Consider the following 25,866-nt stretch of genomic DNA (forward strand, 5'->3'; position numbering starts at 1 on the left):
CAGGGCTAACGACCGACACGTCTTTGCCGTTCCCTTACCCGTCACCCGTTGCGCGGGTGATTCTTCGCCGTCCGCTCGTTGCCGTGCTTGTACGCCCCCGTCCAGCGGGCCATGACCAGCTGCCCGTCGCCCGCCTCCGCCTCGGCCAGGAACTTCTCCGCGCGGGCGCCCCGCAGGGTGCCCGCGGGGCGTTCCCGGTGGGTGATGACGACGCGGCCGTCGCCGTACCGCTCGTAACTGAATCCATGAGGTCTGGGCATGGGGTCATCGTGCCCGCCGGACGGCCGCGCGGTCGCGTGATTTTCAGTACGGCCACTGGGGCGGGCTGGTGCAGAAGTGACCGCCCAGGTGCGCGTGGTCGGGGTTGCCGGGGTCGAGTTCGCCCTGGTCCGCGAGGAGCTTCTCGGCGTACTGCTCGGAGTCGTCCTGCGGCTCGTAACCGAGGGCCCGTGCGGACGACAGGTCCCACCACAGGCGGGTGTTGGCGGAGGACCCGTAGACGACGGTGTGACCCACGTCCTCGGCGGTGAGCGCGGCGTGGAAGAGGCGGGCGCCGTCACCGGGGCTCATCCAGACCGACAGCATCCGTACAGAGGTGGGCTCCATGAAGCAGGAGCCGATCCGCACCGAGACGGTTTCGAGGCCGTGCCGGTCCCAGTAGAGCTGTGCCAGGTCCTCGCCGAAGGCCTTGGAGAGGCCGTAGAAGGTGTCGGGGCGGTGCGGGGTGGCGACCGGGATGAGCGGCGCGTCCCCGGCGGGGACGGGGGTGAAGCCGACCGCGTGGTTCGACGAGGCGAAGACGATCCGGCCGACACCCTCCTCGCGGGCCGCCTCGTAGAGGTTGTACGTCCCCTCGATGTTGGAGCGCATGATCTTCTCGAAGGACGCCTCCAGCGAGATGCCCGCCAGATGGATGACCGCGTCGACGCCGCGCACGGCCTCGCGCAGCGCCTCCTTGTCCGCCAGATCGGCGGTGATCGCGTCCGGCTCGCCCTCTAGGGGAGTGGCGTCGAAGAGGCGCAGTGCGTAGCCGTACGCCGGAAGGAGTCCGCGCATCAGGGTGCCGAGACCTCCGGCGGCGCCGGTCAGCAGGACGGTGCGGGGTGCGGGCATCGGCGGGTCTCCTCGGGGCGCGGTGGTCGGCATGGGCCGCAGGGGCACGGCAAACGGACGCGTCCGTGGACCGTATTCACATGCGTGGACACGCTAAGGAGTGGTGGCGAACCGCGTCAAGTATCGCGCGGAGGGGCCCGATCCGCCATTTTCCTTGCGGCTTTCCGTCTTGACCGGCTCCGGGCGGCTGCCCTAGCGTGACGGCGTTCAGGGACATAGACGCGGATCATAATTGTGTACGCACAGGGAGCACCCGTGACCTCAGCCCCGCTCGCCGGCCGACTCGACGGCCTGCTCTTCTTTCCCGTCACCGCGTACGGACCGGGCGACGGCCTGGGCCGCCTCGATCTCGACGCGTTCCGCGCACACGTACGCGCCGGCATCGACGCCGGCGCCGCCGCGGTCTTCGCCTGCTGCGGCACCGGGGAGTTCCACGCCCTGACGCCGGAGGAATTCCGCGCCTGCGTGGCCGCAGCCGTGGAAGAGGCGGCCGGCCGGGTGCCCGTCGTCGCCGGCGCCGGATACGGCACGGCGCTCGCCGTCCAGTACGCGAAGGCCGCCGAGGAAGCGGGCGCCGACGGGCTGCTCGCCATGCCTCCGTACCTCGTGGCCGCCGACCAGCGGGGACTGCTGCGCCACTACACCGAACTGGCCGCCGCCACCTCTCTCGACGTCATCGTCTACCAGCGCGACAACGCCGTCTTCACCCCCGAGACCGTCGTCGCGCTCGCACGGGTGCCGGGCATCATCGGGCTCAAGGACGGGTACGGCGACCTGGACCTGATGCAGCGCATCGTCGGCGCGGTGCGCCGCGACCTGCCCGGCCACCCCTTCCTCTACTTCAACGGCCTGCCCACCGCCGAACTCACCGGCCTCGCCTACCGGGGCATCGGCGTCACCCTCTACTCCTCCGCCGTCTTCTGCTTCGCCCCCGACATCGCGCTAGCCTTCCACCGGGCCCTGAACACCGGCGACGACGACACCGTCAACCGCCTGCTCGACGGCTTCTACGCCCCGCTCGTCGAACTGCGCAACCTCGGCCGCGGGTACGCCGTCTCGCTGGTCAAGGCGGGTGTGCGGCTCGGCGGCCTGGAGGTCGGCACCGTGCGGCCGCCGCTCAGCGAACCCGACCCCGTACACGTCAAGATGCTGGCCGAGCTGATCGAGCGCGGCCGGACCCTGATCGGAGAACGCGCGTGAAGACCGCGGCCTTCCTCTACCCGTGGGACGTCGTCGGCGACCCGGACGCCGCCGCGCGCCTCGCGGACCTCGGCGTCCAGCAGGTCACCCTCGCCTCCGCCTACCACTCGACCCGCGCCCTGACCCCGCGTCACCCACGCCACCGGATCGTCACCGCCGCACACGCCGCCGTGCTCTACCCCGCCGACGAGGACCGCTGGTCGGGACGGAGCCTGCGGCCGTACTCCGCCGGGGACTGGGCGCCCACCGCCGACCCGTACGGCGAGGCGGCCGAAGCGCTCGCGGCCGCCGGGCTCGACGTGCACTCCTGGGTCGTCCTCGCCCACAACTCCCGCCTCGGCGCCGACCACCCGGACACCTCCGTCGTCAACGCGTACGGCGACCGCTACCCCTGGGCGCCCTGCATCGGCCGGCCGGCCGTCCGCGCGTACCTGACCGATCTGGCGGCGGAAGCGGCCGTACGCCCCGGCGCGCGCGGCACCGAGCTGGAGTCCTGCGGCTGGTACGGGCTCGCCCATCTGCACGCCCACGACAAGATCTCCGGGGTGACGCTCGGGGACGCGGCCCAGTACCTGATGTCGCTCTGCTTCTGCCCGGACTGCCGCACGGGGTACGCGGAGGCCGGGGCGGACGCGGACGAACTGCGGGAAACCGTGCGCCGCGCCCTGGAGCCCACGTGGTCCGCCGGGGCCTCCGGTGCCGGATGGCCCGCCGTCGAGAAGCTCATCGGCGCCGGACCCGCCGCCGCGACCCTCGCGTGGCGCACCCGGGCCGCCCGTACGCTCCAGGAATCGGCCGTCGCGGCGGTACGGGCCGCCGCGCCCCCCGGTTTCCAAGTGCTGCTGCACGCCGATCCGTCGGCGTACCGCTGCGGGGCGAACGCGGGCGTCGACCCCCGGCACGTCCTGGGGGTCGCGGACGGCGTGGTCGTGCCGTGCACGGGCGGCCCGGAGCTGCTCGCCCCCTTCGCGGAGCACCGCGCCGGCCCCGGGACCGTCGTCGCCGCCAACCTCACGGTCGTCTCCGGGATGGGCGGCAGCCCCGGCACGCTCGCCCGGGACGCGGCCCGCGCGGCCGAAGCGGGGGCGACCGAACTGCGCCTGTACCACGCCGGACTGGCCTCCGACGCCGATCTCGGGCTCGTACGCGCCGCTCTGCGGCCGTGAGGGCGGGGGATCGGGCGGATGCCGTAAGGGGCGCGGTGTCTGTGCGGGGCCGGTGCGGCGTCCGTGCGGGGCTCTGGGAGGTTTCCCCGCCCGGAAAACCGCCGCTCGGGAGGACCGACGGCCCAGGCGTCAGCCTTCCTGCTCCAGAGCGGCGAGGTCGTGACGGTTGCCGACCACCGCACGACCACAGCCCGGAGGCAGACGCTCCGCCACCATCTCCACGGCTGCCTCAGCGGTGTCGGCCTCGCCGACGTACTTCACCGCCGACGTCACGCAACGGCGCGAGACAGGAGTCAGAGGACATGCGAACCAGGCCGACCGAAGCCCGGCGAGAGGACTGCGAACCGTGGCTATGACCCGCAGGGGGGCAGCGGCACGCAACCCCCGCACTTCGAACTTCGCTGCGGCGGGCTGCACTTGACTGCCCAGCGCATCCCCGGACGGCTCGTGGCCCTGGTCACCGCGGCCGGCGGGGTGGTAGGGGCATGGTGGTCACAGCAGTAGGCCCGAAGCCTCGCCCGCCTTCTCCGGTGGCACTCACGGCGCAGGGGGTGAACGTTCCCGTCCGTGTCCTCACCCCCGAGGGCGAGCGGCTGCACATGGTCCACGTCCACCCCGTCCGCGGTGCGTCGCCGGGGCGGTGCAGTCGATACGGCGCACAGTCCCGCACCCCCTCCGGCTCGTCGTCCTGGTGCTCGTTGTCGATTCGCTCCAGTCCTGGCCGAAGCTCGTTCGAAGGCCACGAAGTCTCGCCGGCGTGTTCCGCACCGGTTCCCAACCGAAGTGGCGGGCTCGGACCGGGCCCCTGCGGCGTCCGGGGAGGGGCCCGGATTGTTTCCCGGACAGGCGTCCATTAGGTTAGGTCAGCCTTACCTAAAAGCCTAGCGGGATCTGGATGGGAACAGAGTGAGCACCGAGGTCTTCCGGGACGCCTGGGGAATCCCCCATCTCCGCGCCGAGAGCGCACACGAACTCGCTTTCGCGCAGGGCCGCAACGCCGCCACCGACCGTGCCTGGCAGATCGAGGTCGAGCGGCACAGGTCGCAGGGCACCACCGCGTCCTTCCTCGGCCCCGACGCCGTCGACTGGGACGTCTTCGCCCGGAGCTCCCGGCTGGACGACACCGCCAGACGCTGCTTCCGCGCCCTCGACGCGGACACGGCCGCCTGGATCACGTGTTACGTCGAGGGGGTCAACGACGGCCTCGCCCGGGGGCGCTCCGCGCACCGGAATTCGCCGCCACCGGGCTGGTCCCGGGAGAGTGGGAGCCGTGGACGCCGCTGGGGATCTGGCTGTCCACGCACATCCTCTTCGCCGGCTTCCCGACCAAGCTGTGGCGCGACGAGGTCGCCCGCAGGCTCGGCGACGAGGCGATCACCCTGTTCGCCACGGACGGGCCCGGCACCTCCGGCAGCAACGGCTGGCTCGTCACCGGGGAGCGCACCGCCACCGGGTCGCCGCTCATCGCGGGCGACCCGCACCGGTTCATCGAGGACCCGGGGGTCTACCAGCAGATCCGCCTGGCCTGCCCGGAGTTCGACGTGGTGGGTCTTGCCGTCCCCGGCATCCCCGGCATGGCCCACTTCGGCCACACCTCCACCGTGGCCTGGGCGATCACCAATGCCATGGCCGACTACCAGGACCTCTACCGGGAAGAGCTGCGGCGCGGGCCGGGCGGCGCGGGCGTGGAGGCGCTCGGCCCTGACGGCTGGCGGCCCGCCACCGCCCACACCGAGACCATCGAGGTGGCGGGCGGCGACCCGGTCGAGACCGAGGTCGTCGAGACCGAGCGCGGGCCCGTCATCATCGGCGGCCCCGGCGAAGCCGTGACGATCAGCCTCCGCTGCCCGACGCGGGTGGACGAGGACCTCGGCTTCGCCGCGCTGCCCGCGCTGCTCAGGGCGCGCACCGTCGCCGACGTGGACCGGGCGTTCGAGCGCTGGGTCGAGCCCGTCAACGTCGTGCAGGCCGCCGACACCGGGGGCGGGCTGCTGCACCGGGTCGCGGGCCGGGTGCCGCTGCGCCACCGGGACAACGGGCTGCGTGTCGTGCCCGCCTGGGAGGCGGCGTACGCCTGGAGCGGTGAGCACCGGCCGCTGCCCCGCGCGGAGGTCGACGGCGTCGCCGTGATGGCCAACCAGCGTGGCCTGGCCGGGCCGCTGGGCGTGGAGTTCGCACCGCCGTACCGGGCCGACCGCATCGGCCGGCTGCTCGACGGGTCGAAGGCGTGGACCGCCGGGGACATGGCGGCCGTCCACACCGACACCTACCTCGCGTCCGCCCGGCCCCTGCTGGACCTGGCCGCCGGGCTCGAAGGGCTCAGCGCGCGGGGCGCGCGGCTGCGGGAGCGGCTCCTGGGCTGGGACCGGCGGATGGAGGCCGACAGCACCGACGCGACGGTGTACGCCGCCGTACGGACGGAAGTGGTGCGGCGCCTCGCGGCCCACCGGGAACTGGCCGCACTGACCGAACCGGTGGCGGACCCGGCGTACCCCGCGGTCTTCCTGCCCTGGCTCGCGCTCACACCGCGCGTCGGCTTCGCGCTGGAGACCCTGCTGACCACGGACCTGCTGCCCGGCATCGACAGGCCCGCCGTCGTGGCGGCGGCGGTCGAGGCGGTCGCCGCCGCCACGGAAACGGCCCCGCCGGCCGCCTGGGGCGACGTGCACCGCCTCGCGCCGTGGCAGGCGCTGCCCTCCGCCCCGCCCGGGGGGTGGCCGGGGGTGGCCGGGGACCACGACTGCGTGCTCTCCACCTCCAGCGTCCCCGGCGTCACCGACCGCTGCGCGCGCGGGCCGGCCGCCCGTTACGTCTGGGACCTCGCGCGGCGCGAGGACAGCCTCTGGGTGGTGCCGCTCGGCGCGTCCGGCGTCCCGGGCGACGCCCACCACCGCGACCAACTGCCGGTGTGGCTGCGGGGCGGACTCGTCCCCGTGGTCACGGACTGGAACCGTCTGACCAAGGAGTCCGCATGACTGCGACCGCTGAGCCCGTGTACGAGCAGAAGATCGACGGTTTCGGGACGGTCCGCCTCGTCCCCGTGGACCCGGCGCGCGACGCCGGGCTGCTGCACGGCTGGGTCACCCAGGAGCGTGCCCGGTTCTGGGGCATGGGCGACGCGACGCGCGAGCAGGTCCAGGAGGTCTACGAGCACCTGGACTCCCTCGCCACCCACCACGGTTACCTGGTCCTGCGGGACGGCGAACCCGCCGCGCTCTTCCAGACGTACGACCCCGAGGCGGACCGGGTCAGCGAGTGCTACGACGCCCGGCCGGGGGACTTCGGGGTGCACCTGCTGATCGGGCCCACCGGCGACGCGGCCCCGGAGCGCGGGTTCACCGCGAACCTTCTCACCGCGACGCTCGGCTTCGTGTTCGCGGACCCGGACCGCCGGCGGGTCGTGGCGGAACCGGACGCGCTCAACGAGAAGGCGGTGGCGCGGCTGGAGCGGGCGGGGTTCGTGATCGGGCCGGAGGTCGTCATGCCGGAGATCGATCTGCCGGAGGTCTTCCTGCCGGAGAAGCGGGCCCGGCTGGCGTTCCTGACCCGCGCCGCGTTCGAGGCGTCCCGCACGGCGTGACCCCCTCCGCCCGTCCCCTCCCGCGGGCCCGCCCGGCGCACCGATGAGTTCCGGGGCGGCCGGCGGTCACCACTGCGCAGACATTCCCGGCTCACCGGAGGCAGTGCCATGACCGCCAGCACCCCCCTGCTCGACTTCGAACCGGCCGTCCGGCAGGTGGCCCGGCTGCTCGACGGGATCACGGACGAGCAGCTCTCGGCCCCCACCCCCTGCGAGAAGTACGAGGTGCGCCACCTCCTGGCGCACCTCGTCGGCCTCACCGCGGCCTTCCGCGACGCGGCGAAGAAGGAACTGGGCCCGTCGACCGACACCGACCCCGGCGCCGCCCTGCCCGTACTCGACGACGACTGGCGCACCCGCCTTCCGCGGCAGCTCGACGAGCTCGCCGCCGCCTGGCGCGGCCCCGACGCCTGGCAGGGCACGACGCGGGCCGGCGGGGTCACGCTGCCCGGTGACATCGCCGGGAGAGTGGCCCTGAACGAGGTCGTCGTGCACGGCTGGGACCTGGCCCGCGCCACCGGCCAGGCGTACGCGCCCGACGCCGCGGCCCTGAGGTCGTCGTACGAGCTGCTGGAGCCGACGGGCGACGCCCCGGGCGACGACGGGATCTTCGGGACCCCCGTCGAGGTGCCCGGGGAAGCGCCGCTCCTGGACCGGGTCGTCGCGCGCGCGGGGCGCAGTCCGTCCTGGCCGGAAAAGTAATGGACCGTACGTTCCAAAATCTGCTAGCGTCCTCACCATGGCCCGGCCGAGAGAATTCGACGAGGTGCGGGCGGTCGACGCCGCGATGCGGGCGTTCTGGGCCGCCGGTTACGAGGGAACGTCCACCCAGGACCTGTGCGAGGCCACCGGCCTGGGGCGCAGCAGCATCTACAACACCTTCAAGAGCAAGCGTGATCTCTTCGGCCGGGCGCTCGCCCGTTACATGGAGGTCAACAACGCCGGGCTGAGCGAGCTGATGGAGAGCGGTCTCCCGGTCCGGCAGAAGATCCGCACGCAGTTCCAGCGCGTCATCGACGAGGAGTTCGAGGGCGGCCCCGAGGGCGGTGGCTGCCTCGTCGTCAACACCGCCGTCGAAGTGGCCGCCCGTGACCGGGAGGTCGCGGGCGGCCTGGCCCGTGACTACCAGGTGCGCCTCGCGGTGATCCGCACCGCCATCGAGGCGGGGCAGCGGGACGGCGACATCGCCCGCGACAAGGACCCCGCCGCGCTCGCCCACTTCGTCATCGCCACCATCGCCGGCCTCAGGATCTCGGCGCGCGTCACCCCGCAGCGGTCCGTCCTGGAGAGTGTCGCGGACGCCGCCGTCTCGGCTCTCTGAAACCGGCGAAACCGCCCTTGTTCCTTTTCTGTGGTTTTCCGTGGGCCTTCTCATGGGCTCATTTTGGACTGCGTGGTTCAAAATTCGATCGACAGAGGAGCACCTGCTCGTGCCAATCGCCGTCCGCATACTCGGCCTGGGCATCTTCGCCCAGGGGACCTCGGAGTTCATGCTCTCCGGCCTGCTGCCCTCCATGGCCGACGACCTCGGCGTCTCCATCCCCGACGCGGGACTGCTCATCTCCGCCTTCGCCGTCGGTATGGTCGTCGGCGCGCCCCTGATGAGCGTGCTCACCCTGCGCGTCCCGCGCCGCAGCGCGCTCGTCGCGTTCCAGGCGGTCTTCATCGCCGGGCACGTGGTGGCCGCCCTCGTCCCGGAGTACGCCGTGGTGTTCGCGAGCCGCGTCGTGACGGCGGTCGCCTACGCGGGGTTCTGGAGCGTGGCCGCCTCGGCCGCCGTGAGCCTGGTCCCCGCGACGGCCAAGGGCAGGGCGCTCTCAGTCGTCGCCACCGGACTGACCCTGGCCACGATCGTGGGCGTACCCGCCGGAACGCTGATGAGCCAGCACGCGGGCTGGCGCGCGGCCTTCTGGGGAGTGGCGGCCCTCACCGCCGTGAGCCTGGTGGCGACCCTGGCCGTACTGCCGGGCGGTCACGCGAAAGGGCGCGAAGTCCCTTCCGTGCGACGCGAGCTGAAGGGACTCGCGCGGCCCGAGCTGTGGGTCTCCTTCGCCGTGACCGTGCTGGCCTTCGGCGCGGCCATCGTCACCTTCAGCTACCTGGCTCCCCTGCTCACCGACGTCGGAGGGCTGCCGGAGGGCTGGGTTCCGGCCGTGCTCTCGCTGTACGGAGCCGGTGGACTCGTCGGCATGACGATCGGCGGCCGCGTCGCCGACCGCGCTCCCGTCCGCACCCTCTGCCTCGGCATCGGCGCCCTCACCCTCGCCTCGGCGGGCGTCGCGCTCGCCGCGCCCCACCTCACCGTCACCGTCGTGCTGGTCTTCGTCCTCGGCGTGGCCGGTTACGTCACCAATCCCGTACTCCAGTCACGGGTGTTCACCCTCGCGCCCGACGCGCCGACGCTGGTCCCCGCCTTCTCCACCTCGGCCTTCAACGTGGGCATCACGCTCACCCCCATGCTGGGCGGCGCGGCCATCGACGCGGGCTTCGGCTACGCCTCCGTCGCATGGGTCGGCGCCGGGACCGGCGCGCTCGCCCTCGCGGCGGCCGCCTGGGCGGCGGCGCTCGCGCGGCGCGCGTCCCGGGCGGCCGCGGATGCCGCACCCGTACCGGCGCTCACCGCCGTCAGCCCGCCCAGCGTCCCGACAGGAAGGTGACGGTGAGGACCGTCGCCACCGGCGCGACGACGCACAGGTAGGCGCTCCGCACCCAGGGGCGGCGCAGGCTCCACGCGGCGAGCAGCACCCACATGGGCCACCACAGGAGGGTGGCGCGGGGGATCGAGGTGTACCAGTACGAGGTGCCCAGGGCCCACAGGGTCAGCCCGATGTACACGGCCTCCGGCCACCGCCGCCGTCTCAGCAGCAGTCCCAGGAGGAGCAGGCCGACGGCCATGGCGAGGAGTTCGGCCTGGAACACGACGGCGTAACCGGTGGACTGGGTGTGCGAGAAGGCGGCCGTCCACGTGTGCTGCCACGCCTCCCAGGGCGCGTGGAAATTCCGGTACCAGCCGCGTTCCTGGGCATGGTGCCAGGCCATCCAGTCGCCGGTGTGCGCGTGCAGGAACCAGACGTAGAGGGCGGCGGGCAGAGCGGGCAGGGCGACCCACGGAAGCGAACGCCACCGCCTGCGGAGATCCGTGGTGGTGACGAAGTGGACCGCGATCGCCGCCGCGAGGAAGAGCCCGCTGACCCGTACGCCGGTGGCCAGGCAGGCCAGGATGCCCGCGAGCGGCCAGTTGTGGCGCCGGGCGGCGAGCCAGGCGGGCAGGGCGAGGGCGAGGAAGAGCGCCTCGGTGTAACCGGCGGCCAGGAACACCGCGCAGGGGGACAGGAGGAAGAAGAGCACGGCACGCCGGCCCAGGGCGCTGTCGGGCAGGTGGAGTCCGGCGACGCGGGCCAGGGCCAGGACGGCGACGGCCCCCGAGACGAAGGAGACCAGCAGGGCCGCCGCGGTCCAGTCCGGGACCACCACGTGGACGGCGCGGAGCACCAGGGGGAAGCCGGGGAAGAAGGCCTCCCTGTTGTCCCAGCCGTCCGTCCCGGGGCCGGCCCCGCCGGGGAAGTAACCGTCCCGGGCTATGCGCAGGTAGTGCCACGCGTCCCACTGGTTCCACGACGACAGCGCGGGCCGTACGTCCCGCGCCGTACGGTCGCCGGCGAACAGCCATCGGGTGCCGTAGGCGGTGGCCCAGATGCCGGCCCGGGTGAGGACGTAGAGGAGCAGTACGTCCCGGTCGCCGGGGCCGGGCCACAGGCGGGATCCGGCCCTCGCTCCCGCGCGCGTGCGGGGGACGGCTGCTGCCGGCCGTTCCGGCGCCGGGGTACGGGCGGGCTGCGCGGGGGGCCGCAGAGGGGGCGCGGTGGCCATGGGGAACTCCTGGTGCGGGCTTGTCGGGGCGGCGGGCGGTGGGAACCGGGGCATGCCGGACCGCCCCGCGGCGGATACGGCCGGCGGGCAGGGGCGGTCGGCGGGCAGGGGCGGTCGGCGGTGGGCCGGGTGCGGTCAGCCGGTCCCGGGCGGCGGCGAGGTCGGTGCCTGCCGGGTCGACGCGCCTTCCGGGCCGTTCTCCGGGGTGCCGGACGAGGCCCCGGGCGGAGGCGAGGACGTCGCCGGGGGAGTGGTGCGCGTGAAGGACGACGAGAAGGAGGGTGAGGACGAGGGTGAGGAGGAGGGGAGGGACGAGGTCGAGGGCAGGCCGGACGGGGTGGAGGCGGGGGCCGCGGGCCCCGTGCCGCCGTCCGGGAGCAGAGCCGTCACCGCCGCGGCGCCCGCACCGGCGAAGGCCAGGCACGCGGTGGCGACCACCGCGGCCAGGCGCCGCCGGTGGCGCCGGCTGCCGCGCTCGGCGATACGCGAGACGGGCACGGGGCGCGCGCCTGCCTGCCCGGCCGCCGCCGCTTCCCTGAACGCGTTCCTCAAAGGGTCATGGGGCTCAGGCACCGGATGCCTCCTCAGCGCGCGGATCCTGCAGAAGGTGGGAGAGCGCGGCCCGGCCCCGGACCAGGTGCGTCTTGACGGTGCCGGTGGACAGGCCGGTCTCGGCGGCGATCTGGACGACCGTCAGGTCGCACAGGTAGTGCAGGGTCACCGTCCGCCGCTGCCTGGGCGGCAGTTCGCGCAGCGCCGACACCAGCGCGACCTGTTCGGGGCCGGGCCCCGGGGCGGCCGACGGGCTGCCGTCCCCGCGCCGCTGCCAGGCGTCCGCCGAGCGGCGGCGCACACGCCATCTGCTCACCGCCAGACGCCATGCCACCGTGCGGATCCACGCCTCGGGCTCCCCGCCGCCGTCGAGCCGGTGCCGCCGGCTCCAGCCCCGTACGAAGGCCTCCTGTACGACGTCCTGGGCCTCGTGCAGATCGCCGAGCATCACATACAGCTGTCCGATGAGCCGGGAGGCCGTATGCGCGTAGAACTCTTCGAACTCCTCGACGGTCAACAACCACTCCTGGATCTCTTCGGTCTCACCAGGCATACGCCCGGGCACCGGTGCCCGGTTGACAGGGGAGCCAAAGATCCGGAGTGAGGCCGGTCACAGTACGAAAGCGCATGCCGTGCGGCGCGTCGTATCAGCGCATCATCATCACCTCCGGCCGAGGGGACTCCAACGTGCGCACCAAGGTCCTGCCTTCTCTGCCCTGTGCCGGCCCCATGGCGGCAACCGGTCCGCTGGCCGGTTCACCCGCCGTCACCGCGCGGCCGGTACCACGTCGGCCGCCGCTGCCGCCGACATCCGCGAAAAGCTGGAAGAGATACCCGGGCTGACGGTCGTTTCGGTGACCGACGAGGGCGGATTCCCCCTCTCCACCCTGACGCTGACCCAGCCCGTCGACCACCGCGACCCCGGCACCTTCCAGCAGAGACTCACGCTCTGGCACAAGAGCGAGACGGCGCCCGTCGTGCACTGCACCGGCGGATACGGGCTGTCCTCGGGCACCCGCGAGATCACCACGCTGCTCGGCGCCAACCAGGTCAGCGTGGAGCACCGCTCCTTCAACACCTCGCGCCCCGCCGCGGCGTCGACCGGGACGACCTGAACGTCTGGCAGCAGGCGAGCGACGAGCACGCGATCGTCCAGGCGCTCAAGGGCCTCTACCCGGCCAAGTGGATCGGCTCCGGCGCCAGCAAGGGTGGGATGACGCAGGTCTGCCACGAGCGCTTCTACCCCGGTGACCTGGACGCGGTCGTCGCGTACGTCGCCCCGAACGACGCCGACCACCGCGACGACAGCGTCTACGAGAAGCTCTTCCAGACCGTCGGCACGCCCGATTGCCGGGCCGCCCTGAACGCCGTACGGCGCGAAATGCTGGTGCGGCGGGACGCCGTGCTGCCGCGCTTCGAGGCCACGTCCGAGGAGCAGGGCCTCGCCCTCGAGTACCTCGGATCGGCCGACCGCGCCTTCGAGTTCTCGGTGCTCGACCAGGTGTGGAACTTCTGGCAGAGCGGTACGCACACCGACTGCCCGGCCGTCCCCGGCGCCCGGAAGGCGACCGACGACGAACTCTACACGTGGTCGCTGGACCACGGCCTGAGCATCTGCTCGGACCAGGGCGACGGCGCCGAGGACAGCGGCCCGCACTGCCGGCAGGCGGCGGCCCAGCTGGGCTGGGCCGACCCGAAGTCCAAGCACCTGCGCGACGTCCGCGCGTATCCGGACAGCTACCAGCCCGACTCGGTGCTGCCCGCAGACATGCGCACCTCGTACAACGGCCGCACCACCAAGGACGTCGACCGCTGGGTGTCCACCCGGAGCGAGCGGATGATGTTCGTGTACGGGCAGAGCGACCCGTGGAGCGCCGAGCGGCTCAAGTCCGGCAAGCACGACTCGCACCTCTACGTCGCGCCGGACACCAACCACGGCGCGCTCATCCCCAAGCTGACGCCCGCCGAGCGGGCGCGGGCCGAGGCCACCGTCAAGCGGTGGCGGGCCAGTAGCAGCCGGATCCTTCGAGGGGCGCCGGACCGGGCCGGGACTTTCGGCCCGGTCCGGCACCGCCCCCGTCACCGGCCGAGCGCCGCCCGCATCATCTTCTGGGCGACCGGGGCCGCCGTGCCGTTGCCGCTGACCTCCGAGCGCTCCGCGCCCGAGTCCTCCACGACGACCGCGACCGCCACCTCCTTGCCGGCCGTCCCGTCCTTCGCGTACGACGTGAACCAGGCGTACGGCGTCTTGCTGTTGTCGACGCCGTGCTGCGCGGTGCCCGTCTTGCCGCCCACCTCGGCGCCGCCGATCCGCGCGTTCGTGCCCGTGCCGTCCTCGACGACCGTGACCATCGCGCTCCGCAGCTGCTCGGCGGTGGAGGACGAGACGACCCGCTCGCCGCCCGCGTCCCCGAAGTCCTCCAGGGTGTCGCCGTCCGCGTCCGTCACCTCGGAGACCATGTGCGGTGACGCGAGCTCACCGCCGTTGGCGAGGGCCGCCGAGACCATGGCCATCTGGAGCGGGGTGGCCGTCACGTCGAACTGGCCGATGCCCGTCAGCGCCGTCTGCGCCTCGTCGATGCCGGACGGGTACACGCTCTCCGACGCCCGGACCGGCACGTCCAGCTTCTCGGTGTTGAAGCCGAACTTCTCCGCCATCGCCTTCACCTCGTCCTGGCCGAGGTCGACGGCCAGCTTCGCGAAGACGTTGTTGCAGGAGTACCTGAGCGCGGTGCGCAGCGTGGCGTCCTCGCAGGGCGCGGACGCGTTCTCGTTCGGGAGGACCGTCCGCGTGCCGGGCAGCGTGTACGGGTCCGGGCTGTCCGTCCGCTCGTCGACCGACCCGTACCGCCCGTTCTCCAGCGCCGCCGCGGCGACCACCAGCTTGAACGTCGAGCCCGGCGGCAACGGCTGCCGCAGCGCCCGGTTGACCATCGGCTTGTCCTCGTCGCCGGTCAGCCGCTGCCAGGCGTCGCCGTCCGCGGTACCGCTGATCTCCGACGGATCGTACGAAGGCGTGGAGACCATGCCCAGGATCCGCCCGGTCCGCGGGTCCACCGCGACGGCCGCGCCCTTCTTGTCGCCCAGCGCCTCGTACGCCGCCTTCTGCACGGCGGGGTCGATGGTCGTCACGACGTCACCGGGGTCGCTCCGCTTGCGGGTGAGGAGGTCGGCCGGGTTCTTCAGGCGGGGGTCGCTCCCGTCGAGGACGTCGCTGTAGATGCCTTCGAGCTGGGTGGCTCCGTACGCCTGTGAGCTGTAACCGGTGACGGCCGCGTAGAGCTCGCCGTCCGTGTAGCTCCGTTCGTACGCGAGGTCGCCTCCCTCCGTCTCCTTCGATCCGGTGACCGGCGAGCCGGCCACGATGATGTTCCCGAGCGGCTGCGCGTACTGCGCGATGACGTTCCGCCGGTTGTGCTTGTCGTCCGCGAGGGCCTGGCCCTGGTACGCCTGCACCCAGGTGACGCGCACCAGCAGGGCGAGCACCATCAGCAGGCAGAAGACCGAGGCGTGCCTGATCGTTTTGTTCATCCCGTACGGAGACGAACGGAACAGACGGTCACGTTCCCCGGTGGGGTGTTTCTCAGGGAATCCTCATCCGGGCCGCCCGGCGGCTCAGCGCGGTGTGATGAAGCCCGACTCGTACGCCGCGATCACCGCCTGCGTCCGGTCGCGCGCGCCCGTCTTCGCCAGCACGGCCGCCACATGGCTCTTCGCCGTCGCCGGGCCGACCCGCAGCCGCCCCGCGATCTCCGCGTTCGTCAGGCCCGTCGCCATCAGCCGCAGCACCTCCGCCTCGCGCTCGGTCAGCCGCGCCGCCCAGGGCGGCGCGGCGGGCTGCCGCCTGGCGTGTTCGGCGGCCAGCGTGCGCACGGCGGACGGGAAGAGGAGCGAGTCGCTGCGGGCGACCAGCCGGACCGCCTGGACCAGGTCCTCGGCGGCGGCGCGCTTGAGCAGGAACCCCGCGGCGCCGGCGCGCAGCGCGTCGTACACGTACGAGTCGTTCTCGAAGGTGGTGACGACGACGATGCGCGGTGGCGCGTCCATCGTGGCGAGGATCTGCTCGGTGGCGCGGATGCCGTCGATGTCCGGCATCCGCACGTCCATCAGCGCCACGTCGGGCCGCGTCCCACGCACCACCGACACGGCCTCGGCGCCCGTCGCCGCCTCACCGACGACCTCCAGGTCCGGCTCGGCGTCGAGGATGACGCGCAGGGCGGTGCGGACCATGCGCTCGTCGTCGGCGAGCACGAGCCTGACCGGCGCGTTCATCGGTTCCCTCCCGCGCCGCCGACGGGCAGGCGGGCCGTGAGCCGCCACACGTCGCCGTGCGGGCCCGCCTCGGCGTGGCCGCCGAGCAGAGCGGCCCGTTCGGCCGTGCCGGGCAGGCCCCGGCCGCCGCCGGGCCGTACCACCGGGGCCCTGCCGGGCAGCGGGTTCTCCATCACGATCTCCAACTCCTCGCCGCGCAGGGCGATCCGTAGCGACACCGGGGCGGCGCCGCCGTGCCGAAGGGCGTTGCTCAGCCCTTCCTGGACGATGCGGTACGCCTCGCGGGAGACCGGTTCGGGGACCCGGGCGACCGGATCGCCGTCCTGCGTGTACGCGACCTTCACACCGCTGTGGGCCAGCAGGTCGCCCAGGACGTCCAGCGTGGGCCCCGGCAGGTCGCCGCCGACGTCCTCCCCCTGGCGCAACAGGCCGAGGACGGCGTCCAGTTCGCCCACCGTGCGCCGCGTGGTCTCCTCGATCGCCGTCAGCGCCTCCCGTACGAACTCCACATCGCTGTCCAGCACCCTGCGCGCCGCGCCCGCCTGGAGCGTGACCGCGCTCAGCGCGTGCCCCACCGAGTCGTGCAGCTCGCGGGCCAGCCGGTTGCGTACGGCGAGATCCGCGGCCCGCCGCTCCGCCGCCGCGAGCCGGTCGGCCGGTGTCGGCCCGAGCAGCACCGGGGCGCAGCGGGCCAGCAGCTCACCGGCCAGCGCCGCGCACGCCGCCAGGGCCACCAGCGTCGCGGCCCCGGCGACCGGGGCGAGCGCCAGAGCCCAGGTGCGGCCGAGGACTTCGGGCAGCCCGGCGGGGACGCCGCGCAGCGAGGTGAGCAGCGGCAGGACGATCAGCGCGCCCGCGAACGGCGGCACCGCCAGCGACATGCCGCTGATGATGCCGCCGAGCCCGAGGTGCAGCGTGAACCAGCCCGCGGTCCGCACCCGCTCCGGCCCGGGCCGGGCGGGTCCGTCGGCCAGTCGCTCCCGGGGCACCCCGCACAACGCCCGTACGGCGCCTGCCGACAGGGGCCTCACCAGGGGGAAGAACGCGGTGAGGGCGGCTATCGGCAGCGCGATGCCGAAGGCGGCGAACTGCAGGGACGCCGAGGTGAAGACGTTCTCGTTGCCGATGAACGGGCCGACGAGGACGCTGCCGAGGAGGAAGTACGGCATCGACAGCGCGCCACCGAGGATCAGATGGATCCACCGCAGCCGGGCCCGTGCCCCGAACAGGTGTCTCACGCGTGGCGCCCGCGCCGTCGCAGGAAGGAGGCGCCCGTGGCGAGGACGAGCAGGCCGGCGATCATCTGGCCAGCGTAGGTCAGCAGCATCAGCGCGGTGGCCTGTTCGGCTCCGTCCGTCACGGGCAGCGCCGAGGCGACGAGCAGCCAGCCGCCCCAGCAGCCGAGCGCGCCCGAGCCGGTCCAGGCGAGTGCCAGTGCTGTCCGCAGGGCCAGGCTCCGGCCGCGGCGCAGGGCGAGCGCCAGTACGGCGGCGGCGGTGACGGCCGCGAACAGGACGTAGGTCCCTTCGAGGAGGTAGAAGTCCGGCGTACGCCCATCGGCCCGGGCCTCGCTGAGACCCGTGGCCGAGCCCGCGGCCCACATCAGGTGCGGGACGCCGGCGAGCGCCGCGAGTACGGACGCGATCACGCCGGCCGCCCTCAGCCGGGGGCCGGCGGCGGAGTCCGGCAGGTCCCGGACCGTGCCCTGCCACAGACGGCCCCAGCGCTCGCGGGCGTACAGCGCGAAGAGAGTGCCCAGCGCGAGGCCCTGGACGATGAAGCCGGTGTAGACGACGTCGAAGACCCAGGCGTCCAGGAACGGTTCGCCGCCGCCCGGCGCGCTCCGCGTATCCGTGAACGCCCTCGCCAGCAGCTGGAGCGGGAACCCGGTCACGATCGGCGTCAGCAGCCCGGTCGCCGCCCACATGGGCAGGGCGAGCAGCCAGGCGGGGACGCGCCGGCCCCACTCCTGGGTGAGCAGCAGGGCCAGTACGACGACGCTGGCGTCCATCAGGAGCGTGACGCTGTTGGCGGCCGCCGTCGGGCCGGGGTGGTCGAGGAGCGTGCTGCCTTCGGGGATGCCGATGCCGCTGCCGGCGATCCAGGCGGTCTTGAGCACCATGTAGGGGACGCAGGAGACGACGGCGGCGGCGCGCAGCACGGCGCGCAGCCGGCCGGCGGGGGCGGGGCGAAGGCCCTGGGGCGTGAAGACGGACGCGGTTTCTGTCATGGCACCCACGCTCCCGGGCCGGCCGCCGCCCTGCCTCCCGCCCAGCGGTGATCCGCCTCCCCCGTCCGGGGGAGGGCCACCGGCCGGTGAGGGCGAGGAGGCTCGTCGCCGGCGGCTTCGCGCAGGAGCCCGGCCGGGGCCGCTCAGAGCCTCCGGGTGGCGAGCGTGAGGCGGTCCCGGGCGTCGAACAGCGCGTCCTTGACCGTCTGTTCGTGTGCCGGGGTGAGGCGGGCGACGGGCACCGAGCAGCTGATGGCGTCGCGGGCGGGGGTCCGGTAGGGGATCGCGACACCGAAGCAGCGCAGGCCCAGCGTGTTCTCCTCGCGGTCCACCGCGTAGCCCTGCTCGCGGACGAGACGCAGCTCGTCGATGAGCTTCTCGCGGTCGGTGATGGTGTGCTCGGTCAGCGCGGGCAGGGTCTCCGGCAGCAGCTTGCGGACCTGCTCGTCGGTGTGCGTGGCGAGCAGTGCCTTGCCGAGGGAGGTCGAGTGCGCGGGCAGCCGCCGCCCGACGCGGGTGAAGGGGCGCAGGTAGTGCTGGGACTGACGGGTCGCGAGGTACACGACGTTCGTACCGTCGAGGCGGGCCAGGTGGATCGTCTCCGTCGTGTCGTCGGAGAGCCGGTCGAGGGTGGGGCGGGCGGAGGCCACGACCTCGTCGCCGTCGATGTACGACGTACCGACGAGCAGGGCCCGCACGCCGATGCCGTACCGCGTGCCGGTCGCGTCCGTCTCCACCCAGCCGAGCTCGACGAGCGTGCGCAGCAGCATGTAGAGGCTGGACTTGGGGTACCCCACCGCCTCCTGGACGGCGGCGAGCGAGTGCATGCCGGGGCGGCCGGCGAAATATTCGAGCAACTCCACGGTCCGCACCGCGGATTTGACCTGCGCACCACCTGTATCGGCAGTCGACATCGCGTCTTGCCCCTCCTTGACCACACAGAACGCCCGTTATTAGAGTCCCAGCATATTCAGAATCAGGAACTCTGTTCAGAATACCGAACAGCTGGAAGGACGCCACGGTGGCAGCAACACCAGTCTGGAGTGTCGACCCCCGAACCGGGAACCCGCGCGAGCAGGTCGCGGTGGAGGCCACGGCCCAGGACGTCGACCGCGCGGTACGGGCCGCGCACGCCGCTCGCCCGGCCCTCGCCGACCGCGCGGTACGGGCCGCCCTGCTCCGTACCGCGGCCGGCCTCCTCGACGAGGCGGAGCGGCACGTCGTCGAGGCCGCCGACGCGGAGACCGCGCTCGGCCCGGTCCGGCTGACCGGCGAACTCGCCCGTACGACCGCCCAGCTCAGGGCGTTCGCGGACGTCGTCGACGAGGGCGCGTTCCTCGACATCAGGATCGACCACGAGGACGGCGCCAGGACGCCGCCCTGGCCCGACCTGCGCCGCTACAAGATCCCGCTGGGCGTCGTCGCCGTCTACGCCGCCAGCAACTTCCCGCTCGCCTTCTCGGTGCCCGGCGGCGACACCGCGAGCGCGCTCGCCGCGGGCTGCCCGGTCGTCGTCAAGGCGCACCCCGACCACCCCGCCACCTCCGAGCTCTGCGTGTCCGTGCTGCGCAGGGCGGCGGCCCAGGTGGGCCTGCCGGAAGACGTGGTGATCCTGCTCCATGGCTTCGACGCGGGCGTCGAGCTGGTCAAGCACCCGCTGGTGGCGGCCGCGGGCTTCACCGGTTCGGTGCGCGGCGGCCGGGCGCTCTTCGACGCCGCGGCGGCCCGCCCCGCCCCGATCCCCTTCCACGGCGAACTCGGCTCCCTCAACCCGGTCGTGGTCACTCCGGCGGCCGTCGAGGAGCGGGCCGAGCAGATCGGCGCCGGGCTCGCGGGCTCCCTGACGCTGGGATCGGGGCAGTTCTGCACCAAGCCCGGTTTCGTCCTGGCCCCGGCCGGTGAGGCCGGCGACCGGATGCTGAAGTCCCTGGCCGAGGCCGTCGGCGGCGCCGGTCCCGGCGTGATGCTCGACCACCGGATGCGGGACGCGTTCGTCTCCGGCGTACGGGAACGGGCCGCGCTGCCGGACACCGAGGCCCCGGTGGCCCCGGGCGAGGGCGGCGAGCACGCGGTGAGCGCGGGGTTCCTGACCGTACCGGCGCGGCGGCTGGCCGCCCAAGGCGCGCACGACCTGCTCCTGGAGGAGTGCTTCGGGCCGGTCACCGTCGTCGCGCGCTACGACGACCCCGCCGAGATCACCGCCGTGCTCTCCCGGCTGCCCGGCAACCTCACCGCCACCCTCCAGCTGTCCACGCAGGAGCTGGCGGGTGACGGGGACACCGGGCCGGGCCTGCTCGCGGAACTGACCCCGCTCGCCGGCCGCGTGCTGGTCAACGGGTGGCCGACGGGGGTCGCGGTCGCCCCCGCCCAGCACCACGGCGGCCCGTACCCGGCGACGACGTCCACGTCCACGTCGGTGGGTGCGACGGCCGTGGAGCGCTGGCTGCGGCCGGTCACCTACCAGTCGACGCCGCAGGCGCTGCTCCCGCCGGAGCTGCGCGACGACAACCCGCAGGGGCTGCCGCGGCGGGTGGACGGACGGCTGGAGTAACCGGGGCTCCGCCCCGGACACCCTGCGGGTGTGTCCTCGACCGCCCGCCGCCCGACGGGCCGGCGACTGTCCAGGAGCGGCGGTGCCGAGCCCGTCCGGCGATCGAGGACCGGGTCCCGGGGCGGATCTCGGCGGGCAGCCCGCCGAGGTCCTCACCCGGGCGCCGGAACAGGCGTGGATGAGCCGCCTCGCCGACAGCGGGAGCCACGCGTGAGCGTCGCTCGGGGGTGTCCGCCACGCATACGTGATGGACGGGGAGTCGGTGAGGCAGCAGAGTGGGGGGCATGGAGCCCCTCACTCTCACCGAAGCCGTAGGCGCCGAGTTCGCGCCGGAGACGACGTACCTCGACACCTCCACCTGCGGGCTGCTGCCCCGTCGCGGTGTCGAGGCCGTCAGGGCCGCGGCCGAGCTGAACGCGACCGGCAGCCCCGACGGCGGGAGCGGCTTCGACACCGTGGCCGCCGCCCGCGCGTCCTTCGCACGGCTCGTCAGCGTTCCCGGCGAGCGGGTCGCCCTCGGCAGTGCGGTGGCCGTCCATGTCGGGATGATCGCGGCCTCACTTCCCGCCGGAGCCGAAATCCTGTGCGCCGAGGGCGATTTCGCCTCGGTGGTGAATCCGTTCGCGGTCCGCGGGGACCTCAAGATGCGGTACGCGCCGCTGGACACCCTGGCCGAGTCGGTGCGCCCGGAGACCACCCTGGTGGCCTTCTCCGCGGTGCAGTCCGCCGACGGACGCGTCGCCGACCTGGCCGCCGTACGGGCCGCCGCCGCCGTCCACGGCGCCCGCACCCTCGTCGACGCGACCCAGGCGGCGGGCTGGCTGCCCTTCGACGCGGGGGGCTTCGACTACACCGTCACCGGTGCCTACAAGTACCTGATGGCGCCGCGCGGCGTGTCGTTCCTCACCGTCGCCGAAGAGGCGCAGGAGGCCCTCACGCCGTTCCACGCGGGGTGGATGGCCGGCGAGGACATCTGGAGCAGTACGTACGGCCCCGTCGCGGAACTCGCCCGCAGCGCCCGCCGGTTCGACGAGCCGCCGCCCTCCCTGCCGTACGTCGGCGCCGAGCAGTCCCTCGCGCTCCTGGAGGAGATCGGCGTCGAGAGCGTACGGGCCCACACCACCGCGCTCGCCGCCCGCTTCCGGGAGGGGCTCGTCTCCCTCGGCCACGCGCCGGTTCCCGCCGACTCCGTGGTCGTCGCCACGCCGGGGCTAGCCCACCGGCTCGACGCGCTGACGGAGGCGGACATCGTCGCCTCCGTGCGCGCGGGGTACCTGCGCGCGTCCTTCCACCTCTACAACACCGACGCCGATGTGGACCGGGCGCTGGACGTGCTCGCCGGCTGAAGCGCCGCCGGGGTGCTGCCCCGGGACCCGGTGCCCGGCACCGGATCCCGGACGTCGGCACTCAGGCCCCGCTCCCCGGGCCCCGCTCCCCGGACGGGGCGAAGCCGCCAGGAGCGGAGTCCGTCGCGCACGCCTGCGCCGCGGACCGCACCTCCTCGCGCGCCTGCGGGCAGCGGCCGGCCCCCACGCCGCCCAGCAGCCGCAGCAGTTCCCTGCGCCCGGGCTCGTCGAACCCGGCCGGTGTGGCCTCCTCCAGCTGCTGCCGGCTCTGCTCCACCCGTGTCCTCGGGCCGCAGCGCCGGCCGGCCGCCCCGACGAGGGCGGCCCGCCGGTCCGCGGGGCCGGGCGGCGGCGCACGGAGCCCGACGGGCGGCGAGAAGGGATACACCCGCTGTCCGGCTGTCCGGCGCCGACCGTCCGAGGCGCCGGGGCCACCCGCGACACCTGGAGCAAGCGCGAGGCGGGCGGGACCGGTTCCACCGAACCGGTCCCGCCCGCCCGTCCCGGGGGCTCGCGCCGCCCGGCCTCCCGCTTACTTCACCGGCGTGAAGTCCCTCGCCCCGATGAATTCCGGCCGCGGCACGGGCGCCGCGAACGGCTCGACCGCCGTGTTCTCCACGCTGTTGAAGACGATGAAGACATTGCTGCGCGCGTACGGCGTGATGTTGTCGCCCGAGCCGTGCATGCAGTTGCAGTCGAACCAGGTCGCCGAACCGGCCTTGCCCGTGAAGAGCCTGATGCCGTGCCGGTCCGCCATGCGCGTCAGCGCGGCGTCCGACGGCGTGCCGGCGTCCTGCATCTGCAGCGACTTCTTGTAGTTGTCCTTGGGCGTCTCGCCCGCGCAGCCCAGGAACTCCTTGTGCGACCCCGGCATGATCATCAGACCGCCGTTGGTGTCGTAGTTCTCGGTCAGCGCGATCGAGACGGACACGGTGCGCATGTTCGGCAGACCGTCCTCGGCGTGCCAGGTCTCGAAGTCCGAGTGCCAGTAGAAGCCCGAGGCCCCGAAGCCCGGCTTGACGTTGATCCGCGACTGGTGGACGTACACGTCCGAGCCGAGGATCTGGCGGGCCCGGCCGACCACCCGGGGGTCGCGCACCAGCTGCGCGAAGACCTCACTGATGCGGTGCACCTCGAAGACCGACCGTACGTCCTGGGACGTGGGCTCGATGATCGAGCGCTCGTCCGCCCGCACCTGCGGGTCGGCGACCAGCCGGTCCAGCTCGGCCCGGTAGAGCGACACCTCGTCCGGGGTGATGAGCTGGTCGACGGTGAGGAAACCGTCCCGCTCGAAACCCATGAGTTCGGCGGGCTCGATGGGTCCCGGCGCGCCGGGCGCGGACCAGACGACCGGGTCCTGGCGGGGGGTGGTCACCTCGGCGGCGCCGCGCGTCGGGTAGAGGTCGGCGCGGGGGGTCTCGGTGCGCGGGGTCAGTACGTCGGTCATGGTTCAGACCTCCTCGGTCAGCAGCGGGTAGACACCGTTCTCGTCGTGGTCCTCCCGTCCGGTGACGGGAGGGTTGAAGACGCACACGCAGCGGAAGTCGGTCTTGGGACGCATGGTGTGGCGCTCGTGGCCGTCCAGCAGGTACATCGTGCCCGGCGTGATCCAGTGGGTCTCGCCGGTCTCGTCGTTGGTGAGTTCGGCCTCGCCCTCCGTGCACAGGACGGCCTCGATGTGGTTCGCGTACCACATCGACGTCTCCGTACCCGCGTACAGCACGGTCTCGTGGAGCGAGAAGCCGACCTTCTCCTTGGCGAGCACGATGCGCTTGCTCTCCCAGGTGCCGGAAGCGGCCTTCACATGGCGGTCGGTGCCTTCAATGTCCTTGAACGATCGGACGATCACGGTGAGTCGAGCCCTTCTGTGGTACTGCGATGAAACGGTCGGGCCGTCGGGCGGCCTCGTGGTCGGGCGGCCTCGTGGTCAGGCGGTCTCGCGGACGGAGCGGGCCAGGACGCGCAACCCCTCGTCCAGTTCGTCGGGGGAGATGGTGAGCGCCGGCAGCAGCTTCACGACCTCGCTCTGGGGACCCGAGGTCTCCAGCAGCATGCCGAGCTCGAAGGCGCGGCGGCAGATCGCCGTGGCGCGCTCCTTGTCGGCGAACTCCAGTCCCCAGACCAGGCCCCGGCCCCGGAAGGAGGCCCCGGCCCCGTCGTTCTCGTCGACGATGGCCAGCAGCGCGCGCTCGACCTGCTCGCCGCGGGCGATGGTCTGCTTCTCCATCTGGCCGTCGGCCCAGTAGGCGTTGAGCGCGGCGGTGGCGGTGACGAACGCGGGGTTGTTGCCGCGGAAGGTGCCGTTGTGCTCGCCCGGCTCCCAGATGTCCAGTTCGGGCTTGAACAGGCACAGCGACATCGGCAGGCCGTAACCGCTGATGGACTTCGACAGGGTGACGATGTCCGGCGTGATGCCGGCCTCCTCGAAGGAGAAGAAGCCGCCGGTGCGGCCGCATCCCATCTGGATGTCGTCGACGATCAGCAGCATGTCCTGGCGGTGGCACAGATCCTGGAGCGCGCGCAGCCACTCGGCGCGGGCGACGTTGATGCCGCCCTCGCCCTGCACCGTCTCGACGATCACCGCGGCGGGCTTGTTGAGGCCGGACCCCTGGTCCTCCAGCAGCCGCTCGAACCACAGGAAGTCCTCGACGGTGCCGTCGAAGTAGTTGTCGAACGGCATAGGGGTGCCGTGTACGAGCGGGATGCCGGCGCCGGCCCGCTTGAACGCGTTGCCGGTGACGGCGAGCGAACCCAGCGACATGCCGTGGAAGGCGTTGGTGAAGGACACGACCGACTCGCGGCCCTTGACCTTGCGGGCCAGCTTCAGCGCGGCCTCGACGGCGTTGGTACCGGTCGGGCCCGGGAACATCACCTTGTACGGCAGGTCGCGCGGCCGCAGCACCACGTTCTGGAAGGTGTCCAGGAAGGCGCGCTTCGCGGTCGTCGCCATGTCGAGGCCGTGGGTGATGCCGTCGCGCTCGATGTAGTCGATCAGCGCCCGTTTCAGTACCGGGTTGTTGTGACCGTAGTTGAGTGACCCGGCGCCGGCGAAGAAGTCGAGGTAGGTGTGGCCGTCCTCGTCGTGGAGGTGGCTGCCCTGCGCGCGGTCGAAGACGGCCGGCCAGCCGCGGCAGTAGCTGCGTACCTCGGATTCCAGGGTCTCGAAGACGCTCAGGGCGGGAGGGGTGATGGTCACAGCGGTCTCCTGGGAGAGAAGAAGGGGAGAGAAGTCGGGAAGGGCGGATCAGGCAGCGAGAGGGCCGATGCGGTACAGCACCTCGGGCAGGTGCGTGTCCTCGGGGAACAGCCTGTCGTCGAAGAGCACTTCGCGTTCCAGGGGCGCCCCGCGGCGCTCGGCGTACGAGGTGAACAGCCGGTTGGAGGCGGTGTTGTCCGGGGTCACGGTCGTCTCGATCACCTTCACCCCCTGGTGCGTGGCGACCTTCTCGGTCAGCGCCTCCAGGAGCGCGCCGGCCAGCCCGCGGCCGCGGTGGGCGTGGTCGACGGCGACCTGCCAGACGACGAGGGTCTCGGGGCGCTCGGGGCGTACGTAGCCCGTGATGAACGCGATCGGCTCGCCCCCGGGGACGTCCCGGGCCACGACCGAAGTCGCCGCGAAGTCGCGGCACCACAGCAGATAGCTGTACGAGGAGTTGAGGTCCAGGACCTTGGAGTCGCGGGCGATGCGCCAGATCGCGGCTCCGTCCTCGACTCGCGGAGCTTCGATCTGCAGGAATTCGCTTCGGGTCCGTGCAAGGTCTTCTTGTGCGGCGGTCATGCGGATGCAATTTACCCAGCGAATTCAAAAAATGCATCGCGAGTGGGGGTTGGGTGGAAGAGGGATCTGTGTTATCGCACGGGCGCGCACTTCGCGCGAGCAGACTGCGAATCCGGGCGATTTGATGGGAAATTACCGGGCAAATCACCCATGATGTGGGGTCGATCACATCCCTGAAACCACCCGATCTTTACTTGAAACCTCCACG

25 protein-coding genes and 2 pseudogenes are annotated in these 25,866 nt (G+C 72.9%); 10 read left to right on the forward strand and 17 right to left on the reverse strand.

Annotation, left to right across the window (positions count from 1 at the left end; genetic code table 11):
* Nucleotides 1-41: 41 nt before the first annotated feature.
* Together BN1555_RS24680 and BN1555_RS24685 are read right to left on the reverse strand one after the other, a co-directional pair.
* Nucleotides 42-260, reverse strand: coding sequence for a hypothetical protein (locus BN1555_RS24680; protein ID WP_093801425.1), 219 nt, complete (start codon nucleotides 258-260; stop codon nucleotides 42-44).
* Between the two features lie 43 nt (nucleotides 261-303).
* A complete protein-coding gene (locus tag BN1555_RS24685; RefSeq protein WP_093801426.1) occupies nucleotides 304-1,113 on the reverse strand; it encodes an NAD-dependent epimerase/dehydratase family protein in 810 nt (269 codons plus the stop codon).
* Nucleotides 1,114-1,368: 255 nt separating this feature from the next.
* Between BN1555_RS24685 and BN1555_RS24690 the strand changes: the two genes are divergently transcribed.
* Together BN1555_RS24690 and BN1555_RS24695 are read left to right on the forward strand one after the other, a co-directional pair.
* Nucleotides 1,369-2,313, forward strand: a complete 945-nt coding sequence (locus tag BN1555_RS24690; protein WP_093801427.1) for a 5-dehydro-4-deoxyglucarate dehydratase — start codon at nucleotides 1,369-1,371, stop codon at nucleotides 2,311-2,313.
* Complete coding sequence (locus BN1555_RS24695; RefSeq protein WP_093801428.1) at nucleotides 2,310-3,479, forward strand: hypothetical protein; 1,170 nt, start codon at nucleotides 2,310-2,312, stop codon at nucleotides 3,477-3,479. Before BN1555_RS24690 ends, BN1555_RS24695 begins: the two co-directional genes overlap by 4 nt.
* Before the next feature lie 129 nt (nucleotides 3,480-3,608).
* On the opposite strand, the gene BN1555_RS39115 is transcribed toward BN1555_RS24695, so the two are convergent.
* Nucleotides 3,609-3,752, reverse strand: coding sequence for a DUF6193 family natural product biosynthesis protein (locus BN1555_RS39115; protein WP_176710122.1), 144 nt, complete (start codon nucleotides 3,750-3,752; stop codon nucleotides 3,609-3,611).
* Nucleotides 3,753-3,829: 77 nt separating this feature from the next.
* Nucleotides 3,830-4,333, reverse strand: a complete 504-nt coding sequence (locus BN1555_RS40530; RefSeq protein ID WP_255306147.1) for an HNH endonuclease — start codon at nucleotides 4,331-4,333, stop codon at nucleotides 3,830-3,832.
* A 52-nt stretch (nucleotides 4,334-4,385) separates the two neighbouring features.
* On the opposite strand from BN1555_RS40530, the pseudogene BN1555_RS24705 reads away from it, so the two are divergent.
* From BN1555_RS24705 to BN1555_RS24725, 4 genes and pseudogenes are all read left to right on the forward strand, one after another.
* Nucleotides 4,386-7,059: pseudogene (locus tag BN1555_RS24705) on the forward strand (GNAT family N-acetyltransferase).
* Nucleotides 7,060-7,167: 108 nt separating this feature from the next.
* The gene (locus tag BN1555_RS24715; protein ID WP_093801431.1) at nucleotides 7,168-7,761 is read left to right on the forward strand and encodes a TIGR03086 family metal-binding protein; all 594 of its coding nucleotides are present in this window, start codon (nucleotides 7,168-7,170) and stop codon (nucleotides 7,759-7,761) included.
* A gap of 37 nt (nucleotides 7,762-7,798) precedes the next feature.
* The gene (locus BN1555_RS24720; protein WP_093801432.1) at nucleotides 7,799-8,380 is read left to right on the forward strand and encodes a TetR/AcrR family transcriptional regulator; all 582 of its coding nucleotides are present in this window, start codon (nucleotides 7,799-7,801) and stop codon (nucleotides 8,378-8,380) included.
* 109 nt (nucleotides 8,381-8,489) lie between these two features.
* The gene (locus tag BN1555_RS24725; RefSeq protein ID WP_093801433.1) at nucleotides 8,490-9,716 is read left to right on the forward strand and encodes a Cmx/CmrA family chloramphenicol efflux MFS transporter; all 1,227 of its coding nucleotides are present in this window, start codon (nucleotides 8,490-8,492) and stop codon (nucleotides 9,714-9,716) included.
* Here the strand turns inward: BN1555_RS24725 and BN1555_RS24730 are convergent.
* The 3 genes from BN1555_RS24730 to BN1555_RS24740 form a co-directional block, all read right to left on the reverse strand.
* Entirely contained in the window at nucleotides 9,685-10,929 is a 1,245-nt protein-coding gene (locus BN1555_RS24730) for a mannosyltransferase family protein (RefSeq protein WP_093801434.1), read from the reverse strand. The two genes, BN1555_RS24725 and BN1555_RS24730, sit on opposite strands and share 32 nt — an antisense overlap.
* A gap of 135 nt (nucleotides 10,930-11,064) precedes the next feature.
* Nucleotides 11,065-11,502 (reverse strand): hypothetical protein, encoded by a 438-nt coding sequence (locus BN1555_RS24735; RefSeq protein ID WP_141662883.1) that lies wholly within the window; start codon nucleotides 11,500-11,502, stop codon nucleotides 11,065-11,067.
* The gene (locus tag BN1555_RS24740; RefSeq protein ID WP_093801436.1) at nucleotides 11,495-11,998 is read right to left on the reverse strand and encodes a SigE family RNA polymerase sigma factor; all 504 of its coding nucleotides are present in this window, start codon (nucleotides 11,996-11,998) and stop codon (nucleotides 11,495-11,497) included. The genes BN1555_RS24735 and BN1555_RS24740 overlap by 8 nt, the downstream gene beginning before the upstream one ends.
* A gap of 337 nt (nucleotides 11,999-12,335) precedes the next feature.
* Between BN1555_RS24740 and BN1555_RS40535 the strand changes: the two genes are divergently transcribed.
* Together BN1555_RS40535 and BN1555_RS40540 are read left to right on the forward strand one after the other, a co-directional pair.
* Nucleotides 12,336-12,596, forward strand: a complete 261-nt coding sequence (locus BN1555_RS40535) for a hypothetical protein (protein WP_255306148.1) — start codon at nucleotides 12,336-12,338, stop codon at nucleotides 12,594-12,596.
* Nucleotides 12,597-12,628: 32 nt separating this feature from the next.
* Nucleotides 12,629-13,444, forward strand: a pseudogene (locus BN1555_RS40540) (aminopeptidase); the annotation flags it as partial.
* 116 nt (nucleotides 13,445-13,560) lie between these two features.
* Here the strand turns inward: BN1555_RS40540 and BN1555_RS24750 are convergent.
* From BN1555_RS24750 to BN1555_RS24770, 5 genes are all read right to left on the reverse strand, one after another.
* Entirely contained in the window at nucleotides 13,561-15,012 is a 1,452-nt protein-coding gene (locus BN1555_RS24750) for a penicillin-binding transpeptidase domain-containing protein (RefSeq protein WP_093801437.1), read from the reverse strand.
* Between the two features lie 84 nt (nucleotides 15,013-15,096).
* Entirely contained in the window at nucleotides 15,097-15,753 is a 657-nt protein-coding gene (locus tag BN1555_RS24755; RefSeq protein ID WP_093801438.1) for a response regulator transcription factor, read from the reverse strand.
* Nucleotides 15,750-16,991: a sensor histidine kinase gene (locus BN1555_RS24760; protein WP_255306149.1), complete on the reverse strand. Its 1,242-nt coding sequence runs from the start codon at nucleotides 16,989-16,991 to the stop codon at nucleotides 15,750-15,752. The genes BN1555_RS24755 and BN1555_RS24760 overlap by 4 nt, the downstream gene beginning before the upstream one ends.
* Nucleotides 16,988-17,983 carry a hypothetical protein gene (locus BN1555_RS24765; RefSeq protein WP_176710123.1) on the reverse strand — a complete coding sequence of 332 codons (996 nt, stop codon included), beginning with the start codon at nucleotides 17,981-17,983 and terminating at the stop codon, nucleotides 16,988-16,990. Before BN1555_RS24765 ends, BN1555_RS24760 begins: the two co-directional genes overlap by 4 nt.
* 143 nt (nucleotides 17,984-18,126) lie before the next feature.
* Complete coding sequence (locus BN1555_RS24770; protein WP_093801439.1) at nucleotides 18,127-18,897, reverse strand: IclR family transcriptional regulator; 771 nt, start codon at nucleotides 18,895-18,897, stop codon at nucleotides 18,127-18,129.
* A gap of 107 nt (nucleotides 18,898-19,004) precedes the next feature.
* Here BN1555_RS24770 and BN1555_RS24775 point away from each other — a divergent pair, with 107 nt between their 5' ends.
* Both BN1555_RS24775 and BN1555_RS24780 read left to right on the forward strand, forming a co-directional pair.
* Nucleotides 19,005-20,534 (forward strand): aldehyde dehydrogenase (NADP(+)), encoded by a 1,530-nt coding sequence (locus BN1555_RS24775; protein WP_093801440.1) that lies wholly within the window; start codon nucleotides 19,005-19,007, stop codon nucleotides 20,532-20,534.
* 284 nt (nucleotides 20,535-20,818) lie between these two features.
* Nucleotides 20,819-21,880, forward strand: coding sequence for an aminotransferase class V-fold PLP-dependent enzyme (locus tag BN1555_RS24780; RefSeq protein ID WP_093801441.1), 1,062 nt, complete (start codon nucleotides 20,819-20,821; stop codon nucleotides 21,878-21,880).
* 61 nt (nucleotides 21,881-21,941) lie between these two features.
* Here BN1555_RS24780 and BN1555_RS24785 read toward each other — a convergent pair whose 3' ends face one another.
* The 5 genes from BN1555_RS24785 to ectA all read right to left on the reverse strand — a co-directional run bounded on the left by BN1555_RS24785 (nucleotide 21,942) and on the right by ectA (nucleotide 25,658).
* Nucleotides 21,942-22,157: a hypothetical protein gene (locus BN1555_RS24785; RefSeq protein WP_093801442.1), complete on the reverse strand. Its 216-nt coding sequence runs from the start codon at nucleotides 22,155-22,157 to the stop codon at nucleotides 21,942-21,944.
* Between the two features lie 255 nt (nucleotides 22,158-22,412).
* Nucleotides 22,413-23,327 (reverse strand): ectoine hydroxylase, encoded by a 915-nt coding sequence (gene thpD / locus BN1555_RS24790; protein WP_093801443.1) that lies wholly within the window; start codon nucleotides 23,325-23,327, stop codon nucleotides 22,413-22,415.
* A gap of 3 nt (nucleotides 23,328-23,330) precedes the next feature.
* Complete coding sequence (locus BN1555_RS24795; protein WP_069929355.1) at nucleotides 23,331-23,729, reverse strand: ectoine synthase; 399 nt, start codon at nucleotides 23,727-23,729, stop codon at nucleotides 23,331-23,333.
* Between the two features lie 78 nt (nucleotides 23,730-23,807).
* A complete protein-coding gene (gene ectB, locus BN1555_RS24800) occupies nucleotides 23,808-25,076 on the reverse strand; it encodes a diaminobutyrate--2-oxoglutarate transaminase (RefSeq protein WP_093801444.1) in 1,269 nt (422 codons plus the stop codon).
* Nucleotides 25,077-25,124: 48 nt separating this feature from the next.
* Nucleotides 25,125-25,658, reverse strand: a complete 534-nt coding sequence (ectA, locus tag BN1555_RS24805) for a diaminobutyrate acetyltransferase (protein ID WP_176710124.1) — start codon at nucleotides 25,656-25,658, stop codon at nucleotides 25,125-25,127.
* Between the last annotated feature and the right edge of the window lie 208 nt (nucleotides 25,659-25,866).

This window comes from Streptomyces sp. Wb2n-11 (assembly GCF_001049855.1).
Taxonomy (GTDB): domain Bacteria; phylum Actinomycetota; class Actinomycetes; order Streptomycetales; family Streptomycetaceae; genus Streptomyces; species Streptomyces altiplanensis.

What these genes read in the sequence shown, in the direction of transcription:
- BN1555_RS24680 (WP_093801425.1), bottom strand. Translation starts at nt 260, where the DNA reads ATGCCCAGACCTCATGGATTCAGTTACGAGCGGTACGGCGACGGCCGC.
- BN1555_RS24685 (WP_093801426.1), bottom strand. Translation starts at nt 1,113, where the DNA reads ATGCCCGCACCCCGCACCGTCCTGCTGACCGGCGCCGCCGGAGGTCTC.
- BN1555_RS40530 (WP_255306147.1), bottom strand. Translation starts at nt 4,333, where the DNA reads ATGGACGCCTGTCCGGGAAACAATCCGGGCCCCTCCCCGGACGCCGCA.
- BN1555_RS24715 (WP_093801431.1), top strand. Translation starts at nt 7,168, where the DNA reads ATGACCGCCAGCACCCCCCTGCTCGACTTCGAACCGGCCGTCCGGCAG.
- BN1555_RS24720 (WP_093801432.1), top strand. Translation starts at nt 7,799, where the DNA reads ATGGCCCGGCCGAGAGAATTCGACGAGGTGCGGGCGGTCGACGCCGCG.
- BN1555_RS24730 (WP_093801434.1), bottom strand. Translation starts at nt 10,929, where the DNA reads ATGGCCACCGCGCCCCCTCTGCGGCCCCCCGCGCAGCCCGCCCGTACC.
- BN1555_RS24750 (WP_093801437.1), bottom strand. Translation starts at nt 15,012, where the DNA reads ATGAACAAAACGATCAGGCACGCCTCGGTCTTCTGCCTGCTGATGGTG.
- BN1555_RS24755 (WP_093801438.1), bottom strand. Translation starts at nt 15,753, where the DNA reads ATGAACGCGCCGGTCAGGCTCGTGCTCGCCGACGACGAGCGCATGGTC.
- BN1555_RS24765 (WP_176710123.1), bottom strand. Translation starts at nt 17,983, where the DNA reads ATGACAGAAACCGCGTCCGTCTTCACGCCCCAGGGCCTTCGCCCCGCC.
- BN1555_RS24770 (WP_093801439.1), bottom strand. Translation starts at nt 18,897, where the DNA reads ATGTCGACTGCCGATACAGGTGGTGCGCAGGTCAAATCCGCGGTGCGG.
- BN1555_RS24780 (WP_093801441.1), top strand. Translation starts at nt 20,819, where the DNA reads ATGGAGCCCCTCACTCTCACCGAAGCCGTAGGCGCCGAGTTCGCGCCG.
- thpD (WP_093801443.1), bottom strand. Translation starts at nt 23,327, where the DNA reads ATGACCGACGTACTGACCCCGCGCACCGAGACCCCCCGCGCCGACCTC.
- ectA (WP_176710124.1), bottom strand. Translation starts at nt 25,658, where the DNA reads ATGACCGCCGCACAAGAAGACCTTGCACGGACCCGAAGCGAATTCCTG.